Source organism: Streptomyces sp. NPDC086080 (assembly GCF_044540255.1).
Taxonomy (GTDB): domain Bacteria; phylum Actinomycetota; class Actinomycetes; order Streptomycetales; family Streptomycetaceae; genus Streptomyces.
In genome coordinates this window covers 162,681-181,917 of sequence record NZ_JBITRU010000017.1, presented here as the reverse complement: position 1 = coordinate 181,917, position 19,237 = coordinate 162,681, and the positions used below count along the sequence as shown (strand labels likewise).

Here is a 19,237-nt window from a genome sequence, read left to right as displayed (position 1 = left end):
GACAAATCCCAAACAGGACAGTCGAGACGTCAGTCAGCCGAGGGGTCAGACCCGCCAGCAGCGTCACCACGTCACATCCTCACTGTCAGCCGAGCCGGTCCGCCGCGCGGATCGCCTCGGCCAGGTCGCGGATGTCCTCGTCCTCGGTCCGCTCCGCCAGGGCGCCGGCCCGCTCGGAGAGTTCGCCGAGCCCGGGGGCACCGGGCAGGGCACTGTGGCGGCGGTCGAAGGAACGCAGCGCGTCGGCGAAGTAGGCCGCGGTCGCGGTGACCACCAGACCGCGCCGCGCCCGCCAGACGGAGCCGGCGAGTCCGTCGGTCTCCAGGTCGCCCGCCTCCTCGTGCGGGGTGCGGCTGCCGGGGTCGAGCCAGCGCACCGTGGCCGTCGCCAGGTGCCCCTCGGCACCCGGGCGGACGCGCACCGCGTACAGGGCGGTCACGGTGTGGCCCGGGCCGACCTCGCCGCCGTCGACGCGGTCGTCACGGAAGTCCTCGTCGGCGACCCGGCGGTTGTCGTAGCCGACCAGACGGAACTCGGCGACCGTCTCCGGATCGAAGGCGACCTGCGCCTTGGCGTCACGGGCCGTCAGCTCGATGTTCCTGGGCAGTTGCTCGCAGAACACCTCCCGCGCGTCCTGCCTGTCGGACACGTACACCGTGTGACCGTCGCCCTTGTCCGCGAGCTGCTCCATCAGCGCGTCGCCGTAGTCGCTGCCGACGCCCACGCCGAACAGGGTGATGCCGTGCTCGCGGCGGGACTCGGCGATGCGTTCCAGGATCGCGTCGGCCTCGGTCTCCCCGGTGTTGGCGAGGGCGTCCGAGACGAGGACGACGCGGTTGGTGGCACCCTTGTGCAGCCCCTCGACGGCCGTCTCGTACCCGGTCTTCACCCCGGCGCCGAGGTTGGTGGAGTCGGTGGGTTCCAGGCTGTCGATGGCGTCGTGGATCTCGCCCCGGTTGCCGCCGAGACGGGTCATCGGCAGGACGGTCGCCGCCTCGTCGCTGAAGGTGACGAGGGCGACCGAGTCGTCGTCGCGCAGCTGGTCCGTCATGGTGCCGAGGGACTCCTGGGCGAGATCGAGGCGGCCCGGTTCGGCCATCGAGCCCGAGACGTCGATGACGAAGGTCAGGGCCGCGGGCGGCCGTTCCCCGCTCGGCTCGGCCGGCCTGGTGGCCAGGCCCACGCGGACCAGGGACCAGTCCCTCTCCTCGGTGCGGGCGCCGTCCACGGTGACCGTGAACCCGTCGCCGCCGGGACGCTCGTAGTCCTGCCGGAAGCTGTTGACGAACTCCTCGGGACGGACGGTCGACGGATCGGGCAGCCGGCCGTCGGCGAGGGTGCGACGGGCATAGCCGTACGAAGCGGTGTCGACGTCCAGGGCGAAGGTCGACAGGTAGTCGGGAGCGGGGGCGACGTCACGCGAGTCCTGCTCCCCCTCCCGCCCGTCACCGTCGTACTGCCCGCCCGAGTCCCGGGGAGCGTCCGGAGCGGGCCACGGCGCCGAACCACCGCCCCCGCGGTCGTAGGACGAGTCGCCCGCCCGGGACCCGCTGCCGCTCCCCCCGCTGCATCCTCCGACCAGCAGCGCGCTCGCCGCGGTGAGCGCGACCAGTACTCCGACCGGCCGACGTGCTCCGTGCCACCTCATCGTCCGTACCCCCTCGGTTGATTACTGCCGACTTCCCCGACTGTGACGGCGGAACGGACCGGAACGTGCGGTACGAAGCGTTGCGGGTGAGTCTCGAAGTGGGCACGACGAGGGCCCACCGAGACCGGTAGGTGATCCTCCGTTGACCTGTGGCCGCACACTCCCGCGGCCGAAACCGCGCCGGGCCAGGGCGAACGCCGCGTGTGCGATCGTTACGCGGACAGCGGACAGCGGACAGCGGACAGCGGACAGCGGACAGCGGGCTGCGCGCGGCTGGGCGGACCGGCGCGGGGCATGAGCCGTGCCGGTCCGCCCCGGTCCCGTCCGTGGTTCGGCGGCCCCGGGCCGGCGGGATCGGACACGGGTGGTCCGTGACCGCCCGCGCTGTCGCACCCCTCGAGCGTCAACTCCGGTCACCGGTTGGGGCGATGACGTGTGAAGAGACCGTTCGTACCCGGCCCCGGGCACGTAGGATCGAGTGATCTCGTGGGGGTGGTCATGGTCAGGCAGCGTCCCGTCACACCGACGCTCGAGGAGGTGGCCGCGCTCGCCGGTGTGGGGCGGGGCACTGTCTCCCGTGTCATCAACAACGCGGCGGGCGTGAAGGAATCGACGCGCCGTGCCGTGCAACGGGCCATCACCGAACTGGGCTACGTCCCCAATCTCGCGGCCCGTTCGCTGGCGGGCCGGCGGGCCGACGCCGTCGCGCTGGTCATGACGGAGCCGGACTGGCGGATGTTCGGTGAGCCGTTCTTCTCGGAGATCGTCCGGTCCGTCGGTGACGCGCTGACCGACACCAAGGTGCAGCTGCTGCTGACCCTGGTCCGCACGGACGCCGAACGCCGGCGCTTCGTGGAGTACGCGCGTGGCGGCCGGGTCGACGGAGTCATGCTGATGTCCGTGCACGCCGAGGACGCGCTCCCCGACATGCTCGCCGAGGTGGGACTGCCCACCGTCCTGCTGGGGCGGCGCTCGGGCGACGAGGGCGTGACCTACGTCGACGCGGACAACGCGGGCGGTGCCCGCAGCGCGGTGACGCACCTGCTGGACTCCGGCCGCCGGTCGGTCGCGACCATCACCGGGCCGCTCGACATGTACGTGGCCCAGTGCCGGCTGCGCGGGTACCGCGAGGCGTTGCGGCGGGCCGGGGCCGACAGCAGGCCCTCCTGGATCGCCGAGGGCGACTTCTCGGAGGACAGCGGGCGCCGGGCGACGGCCGAACTCATCGAGCGGGCCCCGGAGATCGATGCCGTGTTCGCCGCCTCGGACACCATGGCCGCGGGAGCCCTGACCGCCCTGCGTGCGGCCGGCCGCCGGGTACCGGAGGACGTCGCGGTGATCGGCTTCGACGACTTCCCGCTCGCCCAGCACACCGATCCGAAACTGACCACGGTACGCCAGCCCCTGGAGGACATCGGCCGGACGATGGTGCGGCTGCTCCTGGAGGAGATGGAGGACTCCGCGGTGGCGTGGCGGCACGTGATCCTCCGTACGGAACTGGTGCTCCGCGGCTCCGCCTGACCGGCCGGTCCGCCTGCCTCGCCGGGCGGTGCGGCGGGCCGGATCGCCGCCGAATGTTTTCGGGAGCGCTCCCGACGCCGTGCGCTCTCCTGGATCATCCCGCTGACCTGCGGCTTCGAAAATGATTCGACAGGTCCGTGCGCAGAGTCTTGTCAGGGACATGTGAGCCTTCTACAGTCCGGTCCCGAACCACCAATGGGAGCGCTCCCATCACAGGGGAGACGGGAGCGCTCCCGCCGATCGTCCCCGCACCCTCCCGGAGAGGCCCCCACATGCGACGGTTACGGCACCGAACCCGCGCCCCTCGCGGCCTGATCGCGACACTTCTCACCGCTTTCGCCGTGGTCGCGGCACTGGTGACCGCGACGGCTCCCGCCCAGGCCGACACCACGATCTGCGAACAGTACGGCTCGACCACCATCCAGGGGCGCTACGTCGTCCAGAACAACCGATGGGGCACCAGCGCCCCCCAGTGCGTCACCGCCACGGACAACGGCTTCCGTCTCACCCAGGCCGACGGCTCGGTGCCCACCAACGGCGCCCCGAAGTCCTATCCCTCGGTCTTCAACGGCTGCCACTACACCAACTGCTCCCCGGGAACCGCGCTCCCGGCGCGGATCAGCGGCATCTCCAGTGCGCCCAGCAGCATCTCCTACGGCTACGTCGGCGACGCCGTGTACAACGCCTCGTACGACATCTGGCTGGACCCGACCCCCCGGACCGACGGGGTGAACCGGACCGAGATCATGATCTGGTTCAACAAGGTCGGCCCGATCCAGCCGATCGGCTCCCAGGTCGGCACGGCCACCGTGGGCGGACGCAACTGGCAGGTGTGGGCGGGCGGCAACGGGACCAACGACGTGCTGTCGTTCGTCGCGCCGTCGGCGATCGGCAGCTGGAGCTTCGACGTCATGGACTTCGTCCGCGCGACCGTCGCGCGCGGAATGGCGGGCAGCGACTGGTACCTGACGAGCATTCAGGCGGGGTTCGAGCCCTGGCAGAACGGAGCGGGGCTCGCGGTGAACTCCTTCTCCTCGACCATCCAGACCGGTGGCGGCGATCCCGGCGATCCCGGGGACCCCGGTGACCCGGCCGGCGCGTGCACGGTGTCGTACGCCACGAACGTCTGGCCGGGCGGCTTCACCGCGAACGTCACGGTGCGCAACGCCGGTTCGACCCCCGTGGACGGCTGGACGCTCGCCTTCACCCTGCCCTCCGGGCAGCGCGTCACCAACGCCTGGAACGCGTCGATCACTCCCTCCGAGGGCTCCGTCACCGCCCGTGCGACGGACAGCAACGCGCGGATCGCGCCCGGCGGAAGCCAGAGCTTCGGCTTCCAGGGAACCTACAGCGGCTCCTTCGCACAGCCGAACGGCTTCCGTCTGAACGGCACCGCCTGCACGACCGCGTGACCCGTCCGGCGGACCGCGCGACGGCCGTGCCCGTCCGCTCCGGAGCCCGCTCTTCCTCCTGGCACCGCCAGGGCGGGCTCCGGCACCCGCCCCCTCAGCCCTCTGCCCGTCCGGTCGGCACCCCTCACCGGACGGGCAGAGGTTCCACTCCTTCTCCCTGGTCGCTGCTTCCACCCCACTACAGGCACAGGAGATCCCATGGCACTACGCAGCAGACTGCTTTCCCTGGCAGCGGTACTGGCCACCCTCCTCGGAGGGCTCGGCCTGAGCTTCCTGTGGCAGAACGACGCGCAGGCGCACGGCGTGGCGATGATGCCCGGCTCACGTACCTACCTCTGTCAACTCGACGCCGTCACCGGCACCGGGGCACTCGACCCGTCCAACCCCGCGTGCCGGGACGCGCTGGACCAGAGCGGCGCCACGGCGCTGTACAACTGGTTCGCCGTGCTGGACTCCAACGCGGGTGGGCGAGGCGCCGGTTATGTGCCGGACGGCACGCTCTGCAGCGCCGGCAACCGCTCCCCGTACGACTTCTCCGCCTACAACGCCGCCCGCTCCGACTGGCCCCGGACGCATCTGACGTCCGGATCGACGATCAAGGTGCAGTACAGCAACTGGGCCGCCCACCCGGGTGACTTCCGGGTCTACATCACCGAACCCGGCTGGTCGCCGAACTCCCCGCTGGGCTGGAACGACCTGGAGCTCATCCAGACCGTCACCAACCCGCCCCAGCAGGGTTCACCGGGTGCCAACGGTGGCCACTACTACTGGAATCTGAACCTGCCCTCCGGCCGCTCCGGTGACGCGCTGATCTTCATGCAGTGGGTGCGTTCGGACAGCCAGGAGAACTTCTTCTCCTGCTCGGACATCGTCTTCGACGGTGGCAACGGCGAGGTCACCGGTATCGGCGACTCGGCGCCGCCGCCGCCGGACCCGGACCCCACCGACCCGCCCCCGCACGACGGATCCTGCATGGCCGTCTACAGCGTGGTGAACTCATGGTCCGGAGGCTTCCAGGGCTCGGTCGAGGTGATGAACCACGGAACGTCGCCGCTCAACGGCTGGGCCGTGCAGTGGAAGCCCGGTGACGGGACCCGGATCGGCAGCGCGTGGAACGGCTCCCTGTCCACCGGCTCCGACGGCACGGTGACGGTGAGAAACGTCGACCACAACCGGGTGGTCGCGCCCGACGGGAGCGTGACCTTCGGCTTCACGGCCACCTCGTCGGGCAACAATGTGCCGGCGGGAACGATCGGCTGCGTGGCGCCGTAGCACCCGTCACGGCGACCGTCGCCCACGCGACCGGCCAAGGGCCCCGCACCGCGTCCCGGTGCGGGGCCCGGCGGGCGCCCGGTCCGGTCGGACGCCCGCGACCTCCGCAGGATCGACAGTCACGGTGCCCGGCGACGGCTCACTCACCGGACGAGAGCCCCCAGAAGATCGATGAAGATCTTCTAGAGGCGGACGATGACCAGAGCGATGTCGTCCGGTGCGCCGTCGGCCACGCCGAGGTGGGTGAGCAGGGTGTCGGCCAGGTCGTCGGGACTCAGCCGGGCGTGGCGGGTCACGGCGTCGGCGAGACGGAGCAGCCCGGTGTCGATGTCCTCGCCACGGCGCTCGACGAGACCGTCGGTGTACAGCAGCAGGGTGTCGCCCGGCGCGTAGGCCACCGTTGCCTGGGGACGGGGCCCCGGGTCGGTCAGGGCGCCCAGGGGCGGATCGGTCGCCTGGTCGAGCAGGACGGCGGTACCACCCGGACGGCACAGGATCGGCGGGAGGTGGCCGGCGCTGGTGTAGGTGATGCTGTGGTGGCGGCGGTCGACGACCGCCTTGACCGCGGTCGTCGCCAGCGCGCTCTCGAACGTTCGGGCGTATCCGCTGAGCACGTCCATGGCCTTGCCCGGCTCGGGGATGGCGCGGACGGCCGCGGACAGGGCGCTGCGGAACATGCCCATCACCGCGGCGGCCTCCAGTCCGTGGCCGACCACGTCACCCACCGCGATGGTGAATTTCTCATCGGGCAGATCGACCACGTCGTACCAGTCGCCGCCGACATTGAGCGACCGGGTGGCGGGCAGGTAGCGCACGGCGATCTCGCCGTGCCCGGCCAGGTCGGGCGAGTGCAGCATGGCCGCCTGCAGGGCGAGGGCGGTCCGGCGTTCCCAGTCGTGGGCGTCGCGCAGTTCCTCGTTGAGCAGCTGGAGGTCCTGCGCACGGGTGAACAGTTCGGCCTCCCGGTTACCGGATTCCCGCTCCTGGACGCCCGGCTCGGCCCGGAGCGGACGGGACAGCATGAAATCCGTCATGTCCTCCACCCGGTGGATGATCCACCGAACCTCACCCTCGGGCCCGAGAACGGGTGTGTTGACGGGGGACCACCACCTCTCCCGGAACACCCCGGGGCGCCCGGGGACGGCCAGGTCGTACTTCTGCACCGCCATCGTGTCCGGCTGCCGCGAGCGCAGGACCCGCTCCAGTGAGGCGGTCAGGTTGCGCACCCCGGTGGCGGCCGGATCCGCCGGATTGTCGGGGTGGACGTCGAAGAGGCGTCGCCCGATGAGCTCGTCCCTCGTCCGGTCGGTGGCCTGGAGGTACGCCTCGTTGACCTCGACGATGCGCAGGTCGGGGGCCAGCACCAGATAAGGGTTCGGCGTCGCGGCGAACACCATCCGGTAGTCGATCCGCGGTGTGCTCACGTTGCGCTCCCAGTCCGTCCGTCGGCCCTAGTACCCTCCGTATTCGACCATGAGCCGGGCCCCGGGCGGCGGACTGCGGCCCGTCAAGGACGCTGTCGGACGCGCGTGCGTGAGAGCCGCGCCGCACGCCGCCCCTCAGCGGAGGCTGTTGCGCAGGCGGGTGACCGCGGCCTGAAGATCGTCGAACGCGCGCTGCTCCTGGCGTGGAGTCGCGCGCGCTGTGGGGAAGAGGCTTTCGCTCGCCGCTCGCGCCCGGGCATAGGCGTCGAAGCGGGCGACGACGTCCTCGATCAGATCCTGCGGTCGGGGAGGAGGTTCAGGGGCCTCGTGCTGGCGCGGCATGGCGGTCATTCCGGGGGAGGGGGAGATACGGCCGCGTGCGCCGCGCGGGCGCGGGACACGGCGTCCTCGTCGGGCGGTCGGTCTGCGCAGGTGCACCGGAGGCTTCCGGACGGGACCGGCAGCCGACCAGGATTCCCGGCACGCAGGGGCGAAGCATAGGCAGTCCCCCGGGCCACGACCGGTCGGCAGGTCGGCAACCTTGCGTGCCGCCCGATTGCCGGGAGCAGGCAGGATCGGGTGCGTAACCGGCCGGTCGGACCAGGATGCGACGCGATGGAGGCGGCCCGGGCCGCCCGCTGCCGCGGTGGTCCGGCGGGCAGCCGCCGCCGTCCGTCGTTCCCGCCGGCCCCGGAGTCCGCTCCGCAGGACGGGACGCCTTCCCCGCGGCCGTCAGGGCGGCAGGTGCCGCCGTTCGGCCCGCCGGTGAAGGAACCTGCCCTGGGTGAAGAAGACCGGCCCCGTGCGCACCAGGACGAGGCCGAGGTGCGGTCGGCGGGCCCGGCGGCCCGGACGGAGGCGCAGCCGCGGACAGTACGCGCAGCCCGGCCACCAGTGGACGACCGGCCGGCCGTCGGGTGCGCTGCGCCGCTGTGCCTCCCGCGCGCCGACAGAAGTCGGGAAGACCAGGGGTGAGTTCACGCATGCGAAGAGCGGCGACCCTCCCTGGAGGGCCGTCCCCGCCGCCCCCTACGATCCATCGAGCAGCAGACGTGTGGCGGCGACCGCGTCGCACGGCACCAGCGGAGTCGGCGGTACCAGGGCTCGCCTCATGCGCCCGTAAGGCCGTCGGTGAGCCGCCTCACGACGACTCCCGTACCACCAGCTCCGTGGGCAGCGTCACGTGCTGCCGCGGCGCGCCGTGCCGGGTGATGTCGGTGAGGATCCGGGCCATGGTGCGGCCCAGTTCCTCCACCGGCTGACGCACCGTCGTCAGGGGTGGATTGGTGTGCCGGGCGAGCACGGAGTCCTCGAAGCCCACCACGGCCACATCGCCGGGCACCTGCCGCTTCTGGCGGCGCAGTTCGGCCAGCGCGCCGAGCGCCATGAGGTCGGACGCGACGAAGACGGCGTCCAGGTCCGGTGCGCGTTCAAGAAGCAAACGCATGGCACGGCTCCCGCTCTCCTCGCTGAAGTCACCCGTCTCGACCAGTAGTTGGTCGGCGGGTCGACCGAACTCCTCGTGCGCGGTGCGCCATCCGGCGAGCCGGCTGCGGCCGACGTCCATGTCCTGGGGGCCGGTGATCGTGGCGATCCGCGTCCTGCCGCTGTGCAGAAGATGCCGGACCGCCTCGGCGGCCCCGCCGGCGTTGTCGGAGTTGACGTAGCTCAGCTGCTCGTCCGCGTCGCGCCGGCCGGCGAGCACGGTGGGCAGGCCCATCTCCTCCAGGATGCCGGGCAGCCGGTCCTCGGAGTGGACGGAGACCAGGAGAACGCCGTCCACCCGGCGCGTCGCCACCGACTCGGTGAGCTGGTCCCGTTCGGCCTGGTCGCGCACCAGCATGAGCTGCAGCTGGGTACGGCTCTCGGCGAGGGCGCCGCTGACACCGCGGATCAGCGCGGCGAAGAAAGGTTCCGAGCCCAGCCGGCTCTCCGGTTCCGGGATCACCAGGGCCACGGCATTGGTGCGGTTGGTCACCAGACCGCGGGCGACCGAGTTGGGGACGTAGTTGAGTTCCTTGATCGCCGCCAGGACCCTGGCCCGCGCGTCGGCACTGACCAGGTCCGAGCCGTTCACGACACGCGAGACCGTGGTGCGGCCCACGCCGGCGCGGGCGGCGACCGTCTTGATCGTGGGACGGCGGTTGTTGCTCATGTGCTCCCCTCGGCGACCGCGGCGGGGTGTCTGCCGCGGAGGTGACCAGCGGCAATTCTTGCAGACGCCGCCGTGGGCACGGCGCCGTCCCGGGGCGGGACCCCGGGCGCCGTGTCCGGTTCGTGATGACAAGTTGTTTTCAAGTTATTGACAGATCCATCCATGAGCCAGGAGTCTTCGATGCGCGGTGGGAACGTGCCCACCCCAAGATGGGCACGTTCCCACTTCTACCAGAGCCGCTGTAGTCATCGCGAAACTCGTCACTCCGATGTGTCAGCGTCGTCGCTAGGAGGAGATCCATGGGCACTCTCGGTTCATTGCGCACGAAGGCGGTGGCGACAGTCGCGGCCGTCGGCGCGCTGGCGCTCGTCGTCGGCTGCAGCAGCGGCGGTGATTCCGCCACCGGTGGTGGCAAGAAGGACGGCAAGGTCACCATCACGATGGGCCTGTTCGGCGTGATGGGCATCAAGGAAACGGGACTCCTGGAGCAGTACGAGAAGGAGAACCCCAATGTCACGATCAAGGCCGAGATCGCCGGTGACGAGCAGACGTACTACACCGCGCTGCAGACCAGGCTCGCCGCCGGCAACGGTCTGAAGGACATCCAGGGCATCGAGATCGGCCGGGCCAAGGAGATCACCGAGACCCAGTCCGACAAGTTCGCCGACTTTGCCGGAACAGCGGGCACCGACCACTTCCTGCCCTGGAAGCAGTCCCAGATCAGCACCGCGGACGGCAAGGTGCTGGGCCTGGGCACCGACATCGGCCCGATGGCCGTCTGCTACCGCAAGGACCTCTTCGAGAAGGCCGGCCTGCCCACCGACCGGGAAGAGGTCGGCAAGCTGTGGGCGGGCGACTGGAGCAAGTACGTCGAGGTCGGCCGCACCTTCAAGAAGGACTTCAAGGGCGGTGACGTGGCGTTCACGGACTCGGCCAGCGGCCTGTTCAACGCCATGATCTACGGCAACTCCGAGCAGTTCTACAACGAGAAGGGCGACCTGATCCACGACAAGAACCCGGTCGTCAAGAAGGCCTGGGACCTGGCGTCCGACGCCGCCGAGGAGGGACTGACCGCCAAGCTGCGCCAGTTCCAGCCCGGTTGGGACCCGGGTCTGGCCAACGGCACGTTCGCGACCGCCGTCTGCCCGGCCTGGATGCTCAGCCACATCAGCGAGAAGGCCGGTCCGGCGAACAAGGGCAAGTGGGACGTCGCCAGGGCGCCCCAGGGAGCCAACTGGGGCGGTTCCTTCCTCAGCGTGGTCGAGCAGAGCCCGGTGAAGAAGGAGGCGCAGAAGCTCGTCGCCTGGCTGACCGCGCCGGAGCAGCAGGCCCACATCTTCAAGGAGATCGGCAACATCCCGTCCTCCAAGACGGCGCTGGACAGCGATGACGTGAAGAACGCCAAGTCGGAGTACTTCGACAACGCCCCGATCGGCCAGATCTTCGGCGCGGCCGCGCAGGAGATCCCGGACAAGCAGGTCCTCGGCCGCAAGGACGGCACCATCAAGGACACCTTCTCGCAGGGCCTGGCCCTGGTCGAGCAGGGCACGGCACGTGACAAGGCGTGGGACACCACCATGACGCGTGTCGAGAAGGCCGTCGGCTGACCGGTCCTCCCCGCGACCGTCCCGGGCCCGCCGGCATGACGCCGGCGGGCCCGGGCCCCGGCCCACACATCCGCTCTCAGGAAGGAAGTCCGGTGGCCACCTCCACCACCAAGGCCCTGGCAGGCGAGGAGCCGCCGACCGGGCCGACCGGCGGACCGGGAACCGCCCGGCGGCGCAGCGCGCTGCTGCACCGTCTGGACGTCAAGGGCGCCCCGTTCGCGTTCATCGCGCCGTTCTTCGTCGTCTTCGCCGCGTTCAGCTTCTACCCCCTCGTCTACACCTCGTGGATCTCCCTGCACGACGTGGAACTGGCCACCCTCGATGTCATGGAGTGGGTGGCGTTCGACAACTACGTCGAGCTCTGGGGCGACTCGCGTTTCTGGAACGCGCTGCAGAACACCATCACCATCGGCGTCATCTCCACGGTGCCGCAGCTGCTGATGGCCCTCGGCCTCGCGCATCTGCTCAACTACCGTATGCGCGCCTCGCTGTTCTTCCGCGTGGCCTCGCTGGTCCCGTACGCCACCTCGGTCGCCGCCGCCGCCCTCGTGTTCACCATGATCTTCGAGCGCGACTTCGGCATGATCAACTGGGCGCTCGGCTCGGTCGGTATCGACCCGGTGAACTGGGAGGCCGACAAGTGGCCCGCCCAGGTGGCGATCTCCACCATCGTCATCTGGCGCTGGACCGGCTACAACGCGCTGCTCTACCTGGCCGCCATGCAGGCCATCCCCGCCGACCGGTACGAGGCGGCCTCCCTCGACGGCGCCTCCCGGTGGAAGCAGTTCACCCACGTCACCGTCCCGGGCATCCGCTCCACCATCGTCTTCACCATCGTGCTCTCCACGATCGGCGCCACTCAGCTCTTCGGTGAACCGCTCATCTTCGGGCAGGGTCCCAACGGCATCACCGGCGGCGCGGACAACCAGTACCAGACGCTGGGCCTGCTGCTGTACGAGGAGGGCTGGAAGAACTACCAGATGGGCCGCTCGGCGACCGTCGCCTGGGCGATGTTCCTGCTGCTCATCCTCGCCTTCGCGGCGCAGCGCCTGATCCAGCGCCTGCGTTCCCGTACGTCCTGACCTGGAGTCGTCATGACCATCCACAGCCTCCCGGCCCGGACGGACACTCCGGACCAGGCCCCCGCCGAGAAGAAGCCGGTCCGCCGCGGCGGCCGCCGGCTGCTGCGCGAGCGCGCCGGGCGCCAGCACCACGCGGGCCCGCTCGCCTACGTCCTGCTCGTCATCATGGCGATCCTGTCGATCTTCCCGCTGTACTGGACGATGGTGGCGGCCTCCACCGACAACACCCGGGTCAGCCAGACACCGCCGCCCTTCCTGCCCGGACCGAACCTGTTCAGCAACCTCGCCCGGGCCTGGGACGAGGCGGCCATGGGCAAGGCCATGATCAACAGTCTGATCGTGGCCGGGGTGATCGCCCTGTCCACGGTGATGTTCGCGACGCTGGCCGGCTTCGCCTTCGCCAAACTGCGCTTCAAGGGCCGCAACGCCCTGCTCATGCTGGTGATCGGCACCATGCTGGTGCCGCCGCAGCTCGGCGTCGTACCGCTGTTCATGATGATGTCCGAGCTCGGCTGGTCGCAGCAGCTCCCCGCCGTCATCTTCCCCACACTGGTCAGCGCGGTCGGCGTGTTCTTCATGCGGCAGTACCTGTCCGAGGCACTGCCCGACGAACTCGTCGAAGCCGGACGCGTGGACGGGGCGCACTCGCTGCGCATCTTCTGGAGCATCGTGCTGCCCGTCGCCCGCCCCGCCATGGCGGTGCTGTTCATGATCACGTTCGTGCACGCCTGGAACGACTTCTTCTGGCCGTTCGTGGTGCTCGACATGACCAACCCGACGGTCCCCGTCGCCCTCACCCAGCTCAGCGCCGGCTACGTCCGCGACCAGTCACTGATCATGGCGGGCGCGCTGCTCGGCACGCTGCCCCTGCTGGCGATGTTCATCGTCTTCGGCCGCCAGATCGTCAGCGGAATCATGGCCGGCGCCGTCAAGGGCTGACCCGGGGGGCGCCCCCCCGGTCCGCCCCCACCCCCATCAGGCATCCGCCTGCGAACCCCCTCTCCCGAAAGGACTTACGTGGTCACCGCAGCTCAGCAGACCGCGTCCGCCCCGGACGCCGCCCGTACCTTCCCCAAGGGCTTCCTCTGGGGCTCGGCCACCGCCTCCTACCAGATCGAGGGGGCCGCCGCGGAGGACGGCCGTACGCCGTCCATCTGGGACACCTACGCACGCACCCCCGGCCGGGTCCGCAACGGTGACACCGGTGACATCGCCACCGACCACTACCACCGTTGGCGGGAGGACGTCGCCCTCATGGCCGAACTCGGCCTGGGCGCCTACCGTTTCTCCCTCGCCTGGCCCCGGATCCAGCCCACCGGCCGCGGCCCCGCCGTCCAGAAGGGCCTGGACTTCTACCGGCGCCTCGCCGACGACCTGCTGGACAAGGGCATCCAGCCCGTCGCCACCCTCTACCACTGGGACCTGCCCCAGGAGCTGGAGGACGCCGGCGGCTGGCCCGAGCGGGTCACGGCCGAACGGTTCGCCGAGTACGCGGCCCTCGCCGCGGACGCCCTCGGCGACCGGGTGAAGACCTGGACCACTCTCAACGAGCCCTGGTGCAGCGCCTTCCTGGGCTACGGCTCCGGTGTCCACGCCCCCGGCCGCACCGACCCGGTCGCCGCCCTGCGCGCCGCCCACCACCTCAACCTGGGGCACGGCCTCGCCGTGCAGGCACTGCGCGACCGCCTTCCCGCCGCCGCCCAGTGCTCGGTCACCCTCAACATCCACCACGTGCGGCCGCTCACCGACAACGATGCCGACAAGGACGCGGTGCGCCGGATCGACGCGCTCGCCAACCGGGTCTTCACCGGCCCGATGCTGCAGGGCGCCTACCCGGAGGACCTGCTCAAGGACACCGCGGGACTGACCGACTGGTCCTTCGTGCGCGACGGCGACCTCCAGCAGATCCACCAGCCGCTGGACTTCCTGGGCGTCAACTACTACACGCCCACCGTCGTCTCCGAGGCCACCGACAGCGCCACCCACGCCTCGGACGGACACGGCAACAGCGCCCACAGCCCCTGGCCGGGCGCCGACAAGGTCGCCTTCCACCAGCCCCCCGGCGAGACCACCGCCATGGGCTGGGCGGTCGATCCCTCCGGTCTGTACGACCTGCTGCGCCGGCTCTCCTCCGACTTCCCCAGGCTGCCGCTGATCATCACCGAGAACGGCGCGGCGTTCGACGACTACGCCGACCCGTCCGGGAACGTCAACGACCCGGGCCGGATCGCCTATGTACGGGGTCACCTGGCCGCCGTGCACCAGGCCATCGTGGACGGTTCCGACGTGCGCGGCTACTTCCTGTGGTCGCTGCTGGACAACTTCGAGTGGGCCCACGGCTACAGCAAGCGCTTCGGCGCGGTCTACGTGGACTACCCGACCGGCACCCGCATTCCCAAGGCCAGCGCACGCTGGTACTCCGAGGTCGTCCGCAGCGGGGTCCTGCCCGGCGCCTGATCCGCCCGGGGCGGCGCTCACCTGCCTCCCTGACGGGCGCCGCCCCATGAGTCCGCCCCCGTCTCCCGCACATGCGGGAGACGGGGGCGGACTCTTCCCCCTGGGCGATGTCCGGCCCGGCGCGCGGCGGCCCGGAACCGCCCCTACCGGGCATCCGCTGGTGCGGTGGGAGTGGGGACGGTCCGCTCGCGCGTCGAGCCCTCGGGGCTCCGCGGGGACACGGTGGTACCGGCGTGAGGGCCCCGCGGGTCCGCCGTGGGGTCGGCCCGGGGGCCCCGCGGGTCCGCGGTGGTACCCGTCCGGGGGTCCCCCGGGGACTCGCTGACCTCGACGGGCACCGTCGGGCTCGGGGTGAGGGCGGGGGAGGGGGCGGTGCTCACGGGAGGCGGGGCGAGCGGCACCGTGGGGGGCGCGGGTCTGTCGGTCGTCGCCGCGTTCTGGAGGGGACCGGAGACCAGCACGGCAGCGGCGCAGGCCAGTCCGACGCCGGCCACGGTACGGACAAGACGGCGTCGCGCCGCGCCGCGCCGGATCGCCTCGAACCGGCCGGGGGGCGGCCCGAGAAAGTCGGAGGCCGGCCGCAGAATGACGGCGAGCGGGTCGTCGGGCTCGAACTCCGGATCCTCGTCAGGGCGTGTGATCAAGGTTTCTCCTCAGGTGGGCACGGAGCAGTTCCCGGGCCGCGTGGAGATCGGCCTTGACGGTTCCTTCCTTGCGTCCGGTCACCGCGGACACCTCCCGGATCGGCATGTCAGCGTAGTAGTGCAGCAGGATCGGCACACGCAGCCGTTCCGGCAGCGACTGTACGAGCAGGCGTACGGACGGATCGGACTGTTCGGTGTGCGGCCGGACGGCGGCTTCGGTGCCGGCACGGCGTACGGCCCTGCGTTCGCGCTCGAGTTTGCGCCAGTGGTCCCGGACCAGATTGGCCGCGGTGACGTAGAGGAAACCCCGGGGCTCCGCCACGGAGGTCCAGCGGGACCACAGCCTGGTGAACGCCTCCGAGGCGATCTCGTGGGCCGTCTCGTCGTCGTCCACCAGTCGGCGGCACCAGCCGGCGAGGCGCGGATAGAGGGCAGCGAAGAGCTCGGACGCTGCCTGCTCGCGGGACCGTTTCAACGCTCTCCATGGTCGTGGCGGTACCGATCGCGTGGTACCGCGCGCGGAAGGACCCCGGGCCGCCGGCACTCGGCCGGGCGGCCCGGGATCCGGTGACGGGTCAGGGAATCGCGGCACGCAACGTGGCGAACACGATCACGTTGTCGCGGTACTCGTCCCCCGTACGCGGGCCACCGCAGGTGATGAGCCGCAGCTCCGCACCGTCGACGTCCCCGTAGACCGCCTCCGTCGGGAAGTCGGCCTTGGCGACCGTCCTGACCGAGTCGACGGTGAACTCCGCCGCCGTGCCGTTCTCCAGACGTGCCACGATCCGCTCGCCCCGGCGCAGCCGCGCGAGATGGCGGAAGACGCCGTCCCCGTAATCGCCGACGGTGACGTGACCGAGGATCACCGACGGACCCCGCTGGCCGGGTGTCGGCGAGTGCCGGTACCAGCCCGCCCGGTCGTCGGCCGTGATCGGAGGCACCTCGACCGTGTGGTCCGGGGCCAGCCCGAGCCGCATGACCGGCGTGTCGACCCCGATGGCCGGGATCTCCAGCCGGACCGGAACCGAACGCCCGAGGACACGCGCAGGCTTCGCGGAGGACCGCGCGGCCGGCTCCGTGCTCCGGGGGCGTTCGGCGTCGGTCCCGTCGGTCTCGTGTCCGCCGCCGCAGCCGGCGAGGAGTGACGCGGTGGCCGCGGCGACGAAGGCGCGCCTGGAGAGCGGGGTCATCCCGCCGTCGCCCGGCGGCGGCGTACGAGGAACGCCGCCGCGCCCCCGCCGGCCAGGACCGCGGCGGCGCCCCCGATCAGGACGCCGTCGTTTCCGGACTCCGCCGATCCCGGAGCGGCACCGGTGTCGGCCGCGCCGCGGGGGACGACGGTGACCGCACCGGCCTCCTCCGCGACCCGTTCACGCTCGTCTGCCGGGCCCGCCTCGGGGGCCTCGGCCGGTGACGGGCTGACGCTCGCCCCGGTGGAGGGGACGGGGGAGGGGTCGTCGGCGAACGCGGGCATCGCGCACGCCAGTACGGCGGTGCACGCGAGTGCCGCGGCACTCAGGACAGTTCGGCGCATGGATCGCTCTCTTTCCTCGGTCCGCCCGCACGGTGACCCGGCGGGCTGGGTCATGGATCGTGCGGAGAGACGAGGCAGTGGCAGCCCGGGTTGCAAAGAGAAGGTAAAGCCGCGTCCGGCGCCGGTGACGGGCTCAGTCGAGGAGGGCGGTGGCCTCCACCTCGACCAGTACATCGGGCTCGAAGAGGTGATCCACCCCGATGAGCGACGAGGGAGGAAGCGGCACCGTCAGCCCGATCTCCTTGGCGACCTGCTCGACCCCCGTCATGAACGCGCCGATCTTCTCGGGGGCCCAGTCGGTGACGTAGAACGTCAGCCGCAGTACGTCGTCGAACGACGCACCCGCTCCCGCGAGCCCCCTCGCGGTGCTCCGCAGGGCGTGGGCGACCTGTCCGGCGAGGTCGCCCGGGGCGACGGGGTTTCCGTCCGCCGTGCGGGCGACCTGGCCGGCGACATGCACGTGACGCGTCCCGGTGCCGACGGCGACATGCTCGTAGGGCGTGGAACGCATCATGCCTTCGGGGGTGAAACGACGGACGGACACAGGGGACTCCTGACTTCGGCCAACTAGGTATACCTTTGATACCTGGTGGACGAAGGACACTTCAAGGAGACCAAGTATCGTGCCGGATACCGCACAGAGCCACGACGACGGGTTCGAGATCGCGCGCCCCCACCGGGAACTCCTCGACCAGGTACTGGACAAGTGGTCGCTGAGTGTTCTGAACGAACTCTGCGAACGGCCCCGCCGGTTCAACGAGTTGCGCCGTGCCGTCCCCGCGGTGACCCAGAAGTCGCTCACCGCGACCCTGCGACGACTCGAACGCAACGGCATCGTCGAGCGTGTGCTCGTCAGTTCCCGGCCCGTTGCCGTCGAGTACCGGATCACCCCCCTGGGCAAGACCCTGCGGCCGCCGGTCGAGGTGCTTCTGGAGTGGGCCGCCGCCCATATGCCCGAGATCGAACGCGCGCGTCGTGCCTTCGACCTCGGATGAACGGCCCGCGTGCGTCGCCCCGCCTCGAAACGGTGAGGCCTTCAGGCCGCCGCGACCGTGTGCTGATAGGCGGGGTACGTCAGATAGCCCCTGTCGCCGCCCTGGTAGTAGGTGGCCTCGTCGACGGGGGCGATCGGGAGACCGGTGCGCAGCCGCTCGACCAGATCGGGGTTGGCGATGAAGGCGCGGCCGAAGCTGATGAGGTCGGCGCCCAGTCCGAGCCAGCGGTCGGCGGCGGCGCGGTCGGTCAGCCCGGCCGTCGCCCGCTGGGCGTAGTAGGCCGCCATCGACGGCGTCGCCAGACCGCCCGCCGCGGCCCGGACCCGGGTCATCGGAGCCATCACCACGCGGTTGGGCAACGTCAGATCACCGAGCCGATGGCCCTCGAAAAGTTGCGTCATGTCAGTACTCCCTCAGTGCGCTCCGGTCCTTGACCGGACACCACTCACGCTAAAACCTCACATGAATGTCAGGGGCAAGCGGAGTGACGCGGTTCATAGCCGCGCCGCGCTGAACCGGGTTTCGTACAAAGGACGTTCGGGAGAACCGGCTGCCCCTCGGCCGGCAGAGTCGGCGCGTACGAGAGGCGCGTGGACGGGAGTGGGACACATGAGGTCAGCACAGGACGGGACAACTCGGTCCACGGCGGCCGCCGTTCCCGCGGGGCACACCCGGTGGGGACTGGTCGCGCTGATCCTCGGGGTGCCGGCCCTGCTCGTGTTCGCGCTGCTGTTCACCCTGATGCTCTGGGTGCTGGTCGGCTGATCGCTTGGGGCCCGTGGCACGGCCCGGCGCTTGACCTGAAGCGGACTTGAGCTTCTACGTTCGCCCCAGGGCCGCGGGAACCGACCGGCGGCGCCGTTCCGAGGAGGCCGACCATGGGCGAGCACACACCTCACACGGAGATCCCCGACCGCTACCGGTATGCCGTGATCCCGCACATCATGGTCGACGACGCCGCTGCGGCGATCGATTTCTGGCGGAGGGCGTTCGGTGCCCAGGAGAACTTCAGGGTCGATGCTCCGGGCGGCGGGATCCTGCACGCCGAAATCACCATCGGCCGGTCGGTGCTGATGCTGGGAGACGCCGGCACCGACGAGGCGGAGGCCGGCTCCTTCAGGGCTCCCGTCTCGCTCGGCGGTGGTACCTCCGTCGCGCTGCATGTCTTCGTGCCCGATGTCGACGGTCTGGCGGAGCGGGCGGCGGCAGTCGGCGCGGAGATCCTCCAACCGCCGACGGACATGTTCCACGGAGACCGCACCGCCGTCCTCAAGGACCCTTCGGGCCACATATGGGTGTTCCTGACCCACAGGGAAGAGGTGACGGAGGAAGAACTGCGGCGTCGTCTGGCCGCCGCCGGGTGACGGCACCTGACGGCACCGCCCACCCGGCCGGTGCCGTCAGGCTCTCGCGAGCCCTCGCTCGGGGGCAGGAGCCGACGCGCGGGTCCATCGGCCCGGACGGCCCGCCGCTCCGGGCCGGCCGG

21 protein-coding genes are annotated in these 19,237 nt (G+C 70.9%); 10 read left to right on the top strand and 11 right to left on the bottom strand.

All coding sequences use genetic code 11. The annotated features are described in order from the left end of the window. Window positions 1–85 precede the first annotated feature (85 nt). Entirely contained in the window at window positions 86–1,648 is a 1,563-nt protein-coding gene (locus ACIF9R_RS21355; protein ID WP_399982297.1) for a von Willebrand factor type A domain-containing protein, read from the bottom strand. A 498-nt stretch (window positions 1,649–2,146) separates the two neighbouring features. On the opposite strand from ACIF9R_RS21355, the gene ACIF9R_RS21350 reads away from it, so the two are divergent. The 3 genes from ACIF9R_RS21350 (at window position 2,147) to ACIF9R_RS21340 (ending at window position 5,853) form a co-directional block, all read left to right on the top strand. Then, window positions 2,147–3,169 (top strand): LacI family DNA-binding transcriptional regulator, encoded by a 1,023-nt coding sequence (locus ACIF9R_RS21350; RefSeq protein WP_399982294.1) that lies wholly within the window; start codon window positions 2,147–2,149, stop codon window positions 3,167–3,169. 272 nt (window positions 3,170–3,441) lie between these two features. Continuing rightward, the gene (locus ACIF9R_RS21345; protein WP_399982292.1) at window positions 3,442–4,581 is read left to right on the top strand and encodes a cellulose binding domain-containing protein; all 1,140 of its coding nucleotides are present in this window, start codon (window positions 3,442–3,444) and stop codon (window positions 4,579–4,581) included. 198 nt (window positions 4,582–4,779) lie between these two features. Beyond that, window positions 4,780–5,853 (top strand): lytic polysaccharide monooxygenase, encoded by a 1,074-nt coding sequence (locus ACIF9R_RS21340; RefSeq protein ID WP_399982289.1) that lies wholly within the window; start codon window positions 4,780–4,782, stop codon window positions 5,851–5,853. A gap of 182 nt (window positions 5,854–6,035) precedes the next feature. Here the strand turns inward: ACIF9R_RS21340 and ACIF9R_RS21335 are convergent, their stop codons facing one another. The 4 genes from ACIF9R_RS21335 to ACIF9R_RS21320 form a co-directional block, all read right to left on the bottom strand. Beyond that, window positions 6,036–7,277 (bottom strand): PP2C family protein-serine/threonine phosphatase, encoded by a 1,242-nt coding sequence (locus ACIF9R_RS21335; RefSeq protein WP_399982286.1) that lies wholly within the window; start codon window positions 7,275–7,277, stop codon window positions 6,036–6,038. 135 nt (window positions 7,278–7,412) lie between these two features. Continuing rightward, window positions 7,413–7,628, bottom strand: coding sequence for a hypothetical protein (locus ACIF9R_RS21330; protein ID WP_399982283.1), 216 nt, complete (start codon window positions 7,626–7,628; stop codon window positions 7,413–7,415). Window positions 7,629–8,009: 381 nt separating this feature from the next. Beyond that, complete coding sequence (locus ACIF9R_RS21325; protein WP_399982281.1) at window positions 8,010–8,258, bottom strand: hypothetical protein; 249 nt, start codon at window positions 8,256–8,258, stop codon at window positions 8,010–8,012. A 160-nt stretch (window positions 8,259–8,418) separates the two neighbouring features. Then, on the bottom strand, window positions 8,419–9,432 hold the full coding sequence (locus ACIF9R_RS21320; RefSeq protein ID WP_399982278.1) for a LacI family DNA-binding transcriptional regulator: 1,014 nt from the start codon (window positions 9,430–9,432) through the stop codon (window positions 8,419–8,421). A gap of 299 nt (window positions 9,433–9,731) precedes the next feature. On the opposite strand from ACIF9R_RS21320, the gene ACIF9R_RS21315 reads away from it, so the two are divergent. The 4 genes from ACIF9R_RS21315 to ACIF9R_RS21300 all read left to right on the top strand — a co-directional run bounded on the left by ACIF9R_RS21315 (window position 9,732) and on the right by ACIF9R_RS21300 (window position 14,578). Then, window positions 9,732–11,039: an extracellular solute-binding protein gene (locus ACIF9R_RS21315; protein WP_399982275.1), complete on the top strand. Its 1,308-nt coding sequence runs from the start codon at window positions 9,732–9,734 to the stop codon at window positions 11,037–11,039. A 92-nt stretch (window positions 11,040–11,131) separates the two neighbouring features. Next, window positions 11,132–12,121 (top strand): carbohydrate ABC transporter permease, encoded by a 990-nt coding sequence (locus ACIF9R_RS21310; protein WP_399982273.1) that lies wholly within the window; start codon window positions 11,132–11,134, stop codon window positions 12,119–12,121. Between the two features lie 12 nt (window positions 12,122–12,133). Beyond that, window positions 12,134–13,060, top strand: coding sequence for a carbohydrate ABC transporter permease (locus ACIF9R_RS21305; protein ID WP_399982270.1), 927 nt, complete (start codon window positions 12,134–12,136; stop codon window positions 13,058–13,060). 78 nt (window positions 13,061–13,138) lie between these two features. Beyond that, window positions 13,139–14,578: a GH1 family beta-glucosidase gene (locus ACIF9R_RS21300; protein WP_399982267.1), complete on the top strand. Its 1,440-nt coding sequence runs from the start codon at window positions 13,139–13,141 to the stop codon at window positions 14,576–14,578. A gap of 143 nt (window positions 14,579–14,721) precedes the next feature. On the opposite strand, the gene ACIF9R_RS21295 is transcribed toward ACIF9R_RS21300, so the two are convergent. The 5 genes from ACIF9R_RS21295 to ACIF9R_RS21275 form a co-directional block, all read right to left on the bottom strand. Continuing rightward, window positions 14,722–15,222, bottom strand: a complete 501-nt coding sequence (locus ACIF9R_RS21295; protein WP_399982265.1) for a hypothetical protein — start codon at window positions 15,220–15,222, stop codon at window positions 14,722–14,724. Then, a complete protein-coding gene (locus ACIF9R_RS21290; protein WP_399982263.1) occupies window positions 15,206–15,697 on the bottom strand; it encodes an RNA polymerase sigma factor in 492 nt (163 codons plus the stop codon). Before ACIF9R_RS21290 ends, ACIF9R_RS21295 begins: the two co-directional genes overlap by 17 nt. A gap of 100 nt (window positions 15,698–15,797) precedes the next feature. Further along, window positions 15,798–16,412 carry a class F sortase gene (locus ACIF9R_RS21285; protein WP_399982260.1) on the bottom strand — a complete coding sequence of 205 codons (615 nt, stop codon included), beginning with the start codon at window positions 16,410–16,412 and terminating at the stop codon, window positions 15,798–15,800. Next, complete coding sequence (locus ACIF9R_RS21280) at window positions 16,409–16,756, bottom strand: sortase-dependent protein (protein WP_399982257.1); 348 nt, start codon at window positions 16,754–16,756, stop codon at window positions 16,409–16,411. The genes ACIF9R_RS21285 and ACIF9R_RS21280 overlap by 4 nt, the downstream gene beginning before the upstream one ends. Before the next feature lie 133 nt (window positions 16,757–16,889). Further along, window positions 16,890–17,300: a Rid family hydrolase gene (locus tag ACIF9R_RS21275; protein WP_399982254.1), complete on the bottom strand. Its 411-nt coding sequence runs from the start codon at window positions 17,298–17,300 to the stop codon at window positions 16,890–16,892. A gap of 79 nt (window positions 17,301–17,379) precedes the next feature. Here ACIF9R_RS21275 and ACIF9R_RS21270 point away from each other — a divergent pair, with 79 nt between their 5' ends. Beyond that, complete coding sequence (locus ACIF9R_RS21270) at window positions 17,380–17,751, top strand: winged helix-turn-helix transcriptional regulator (protein WP_399982251.1); 372 nt, start codon at window positions 17,380–17,382, stop codon at window positions 17,749–17,751. A gap of 41 nt (window positions 17,752–17,792) precedes the next feature. On the opposite strand, the gene ACIF9R_RS21265 is transcribed toward ACIF9R_RS21270, so the two are convergent. Then, window positions 17,793–18,152 (bottom strand): hypothetical protein, encoded by a 360-nt coding sequence (locus ACIF9R_RS21265; protein WP_399982249.1) that lies wholly within the window; start codon window positions 18,150–18,152, stop codon window positions 17,793–17,795. A 208-nt stretch (window positions 18,153–18,360) separates the two neighbouring features. Here ACIF9R_RS21265 and ACIF9R_RS21260 point away from each other — a divergent pair, with 208 nt between their 5' ends. Beyond that, the gene (locus ACIF9R_RS21260) at window positions 18,361–18,516 is read left to right on the top strand and encodes a hypothetical protein (protein WP_399982247.1); all 156 of its coding nucleotides are present in this window, start codon (window positions 18,361–18,363) and stop codon (window positions 18,514–18,516) included. 113 nt (window positions 18,517–18,629) lie between these two features. Further along, entirely contained in the window at window positions 18,630–19,115 is a 486-nt protein-coding gene (locus ACIF9R_RS21255) for a VOC family protein (protein ID WP_399982245.1), read from the top strand. Window positions 19,116–19,237 lie beyond the last annotated feature (122 nt).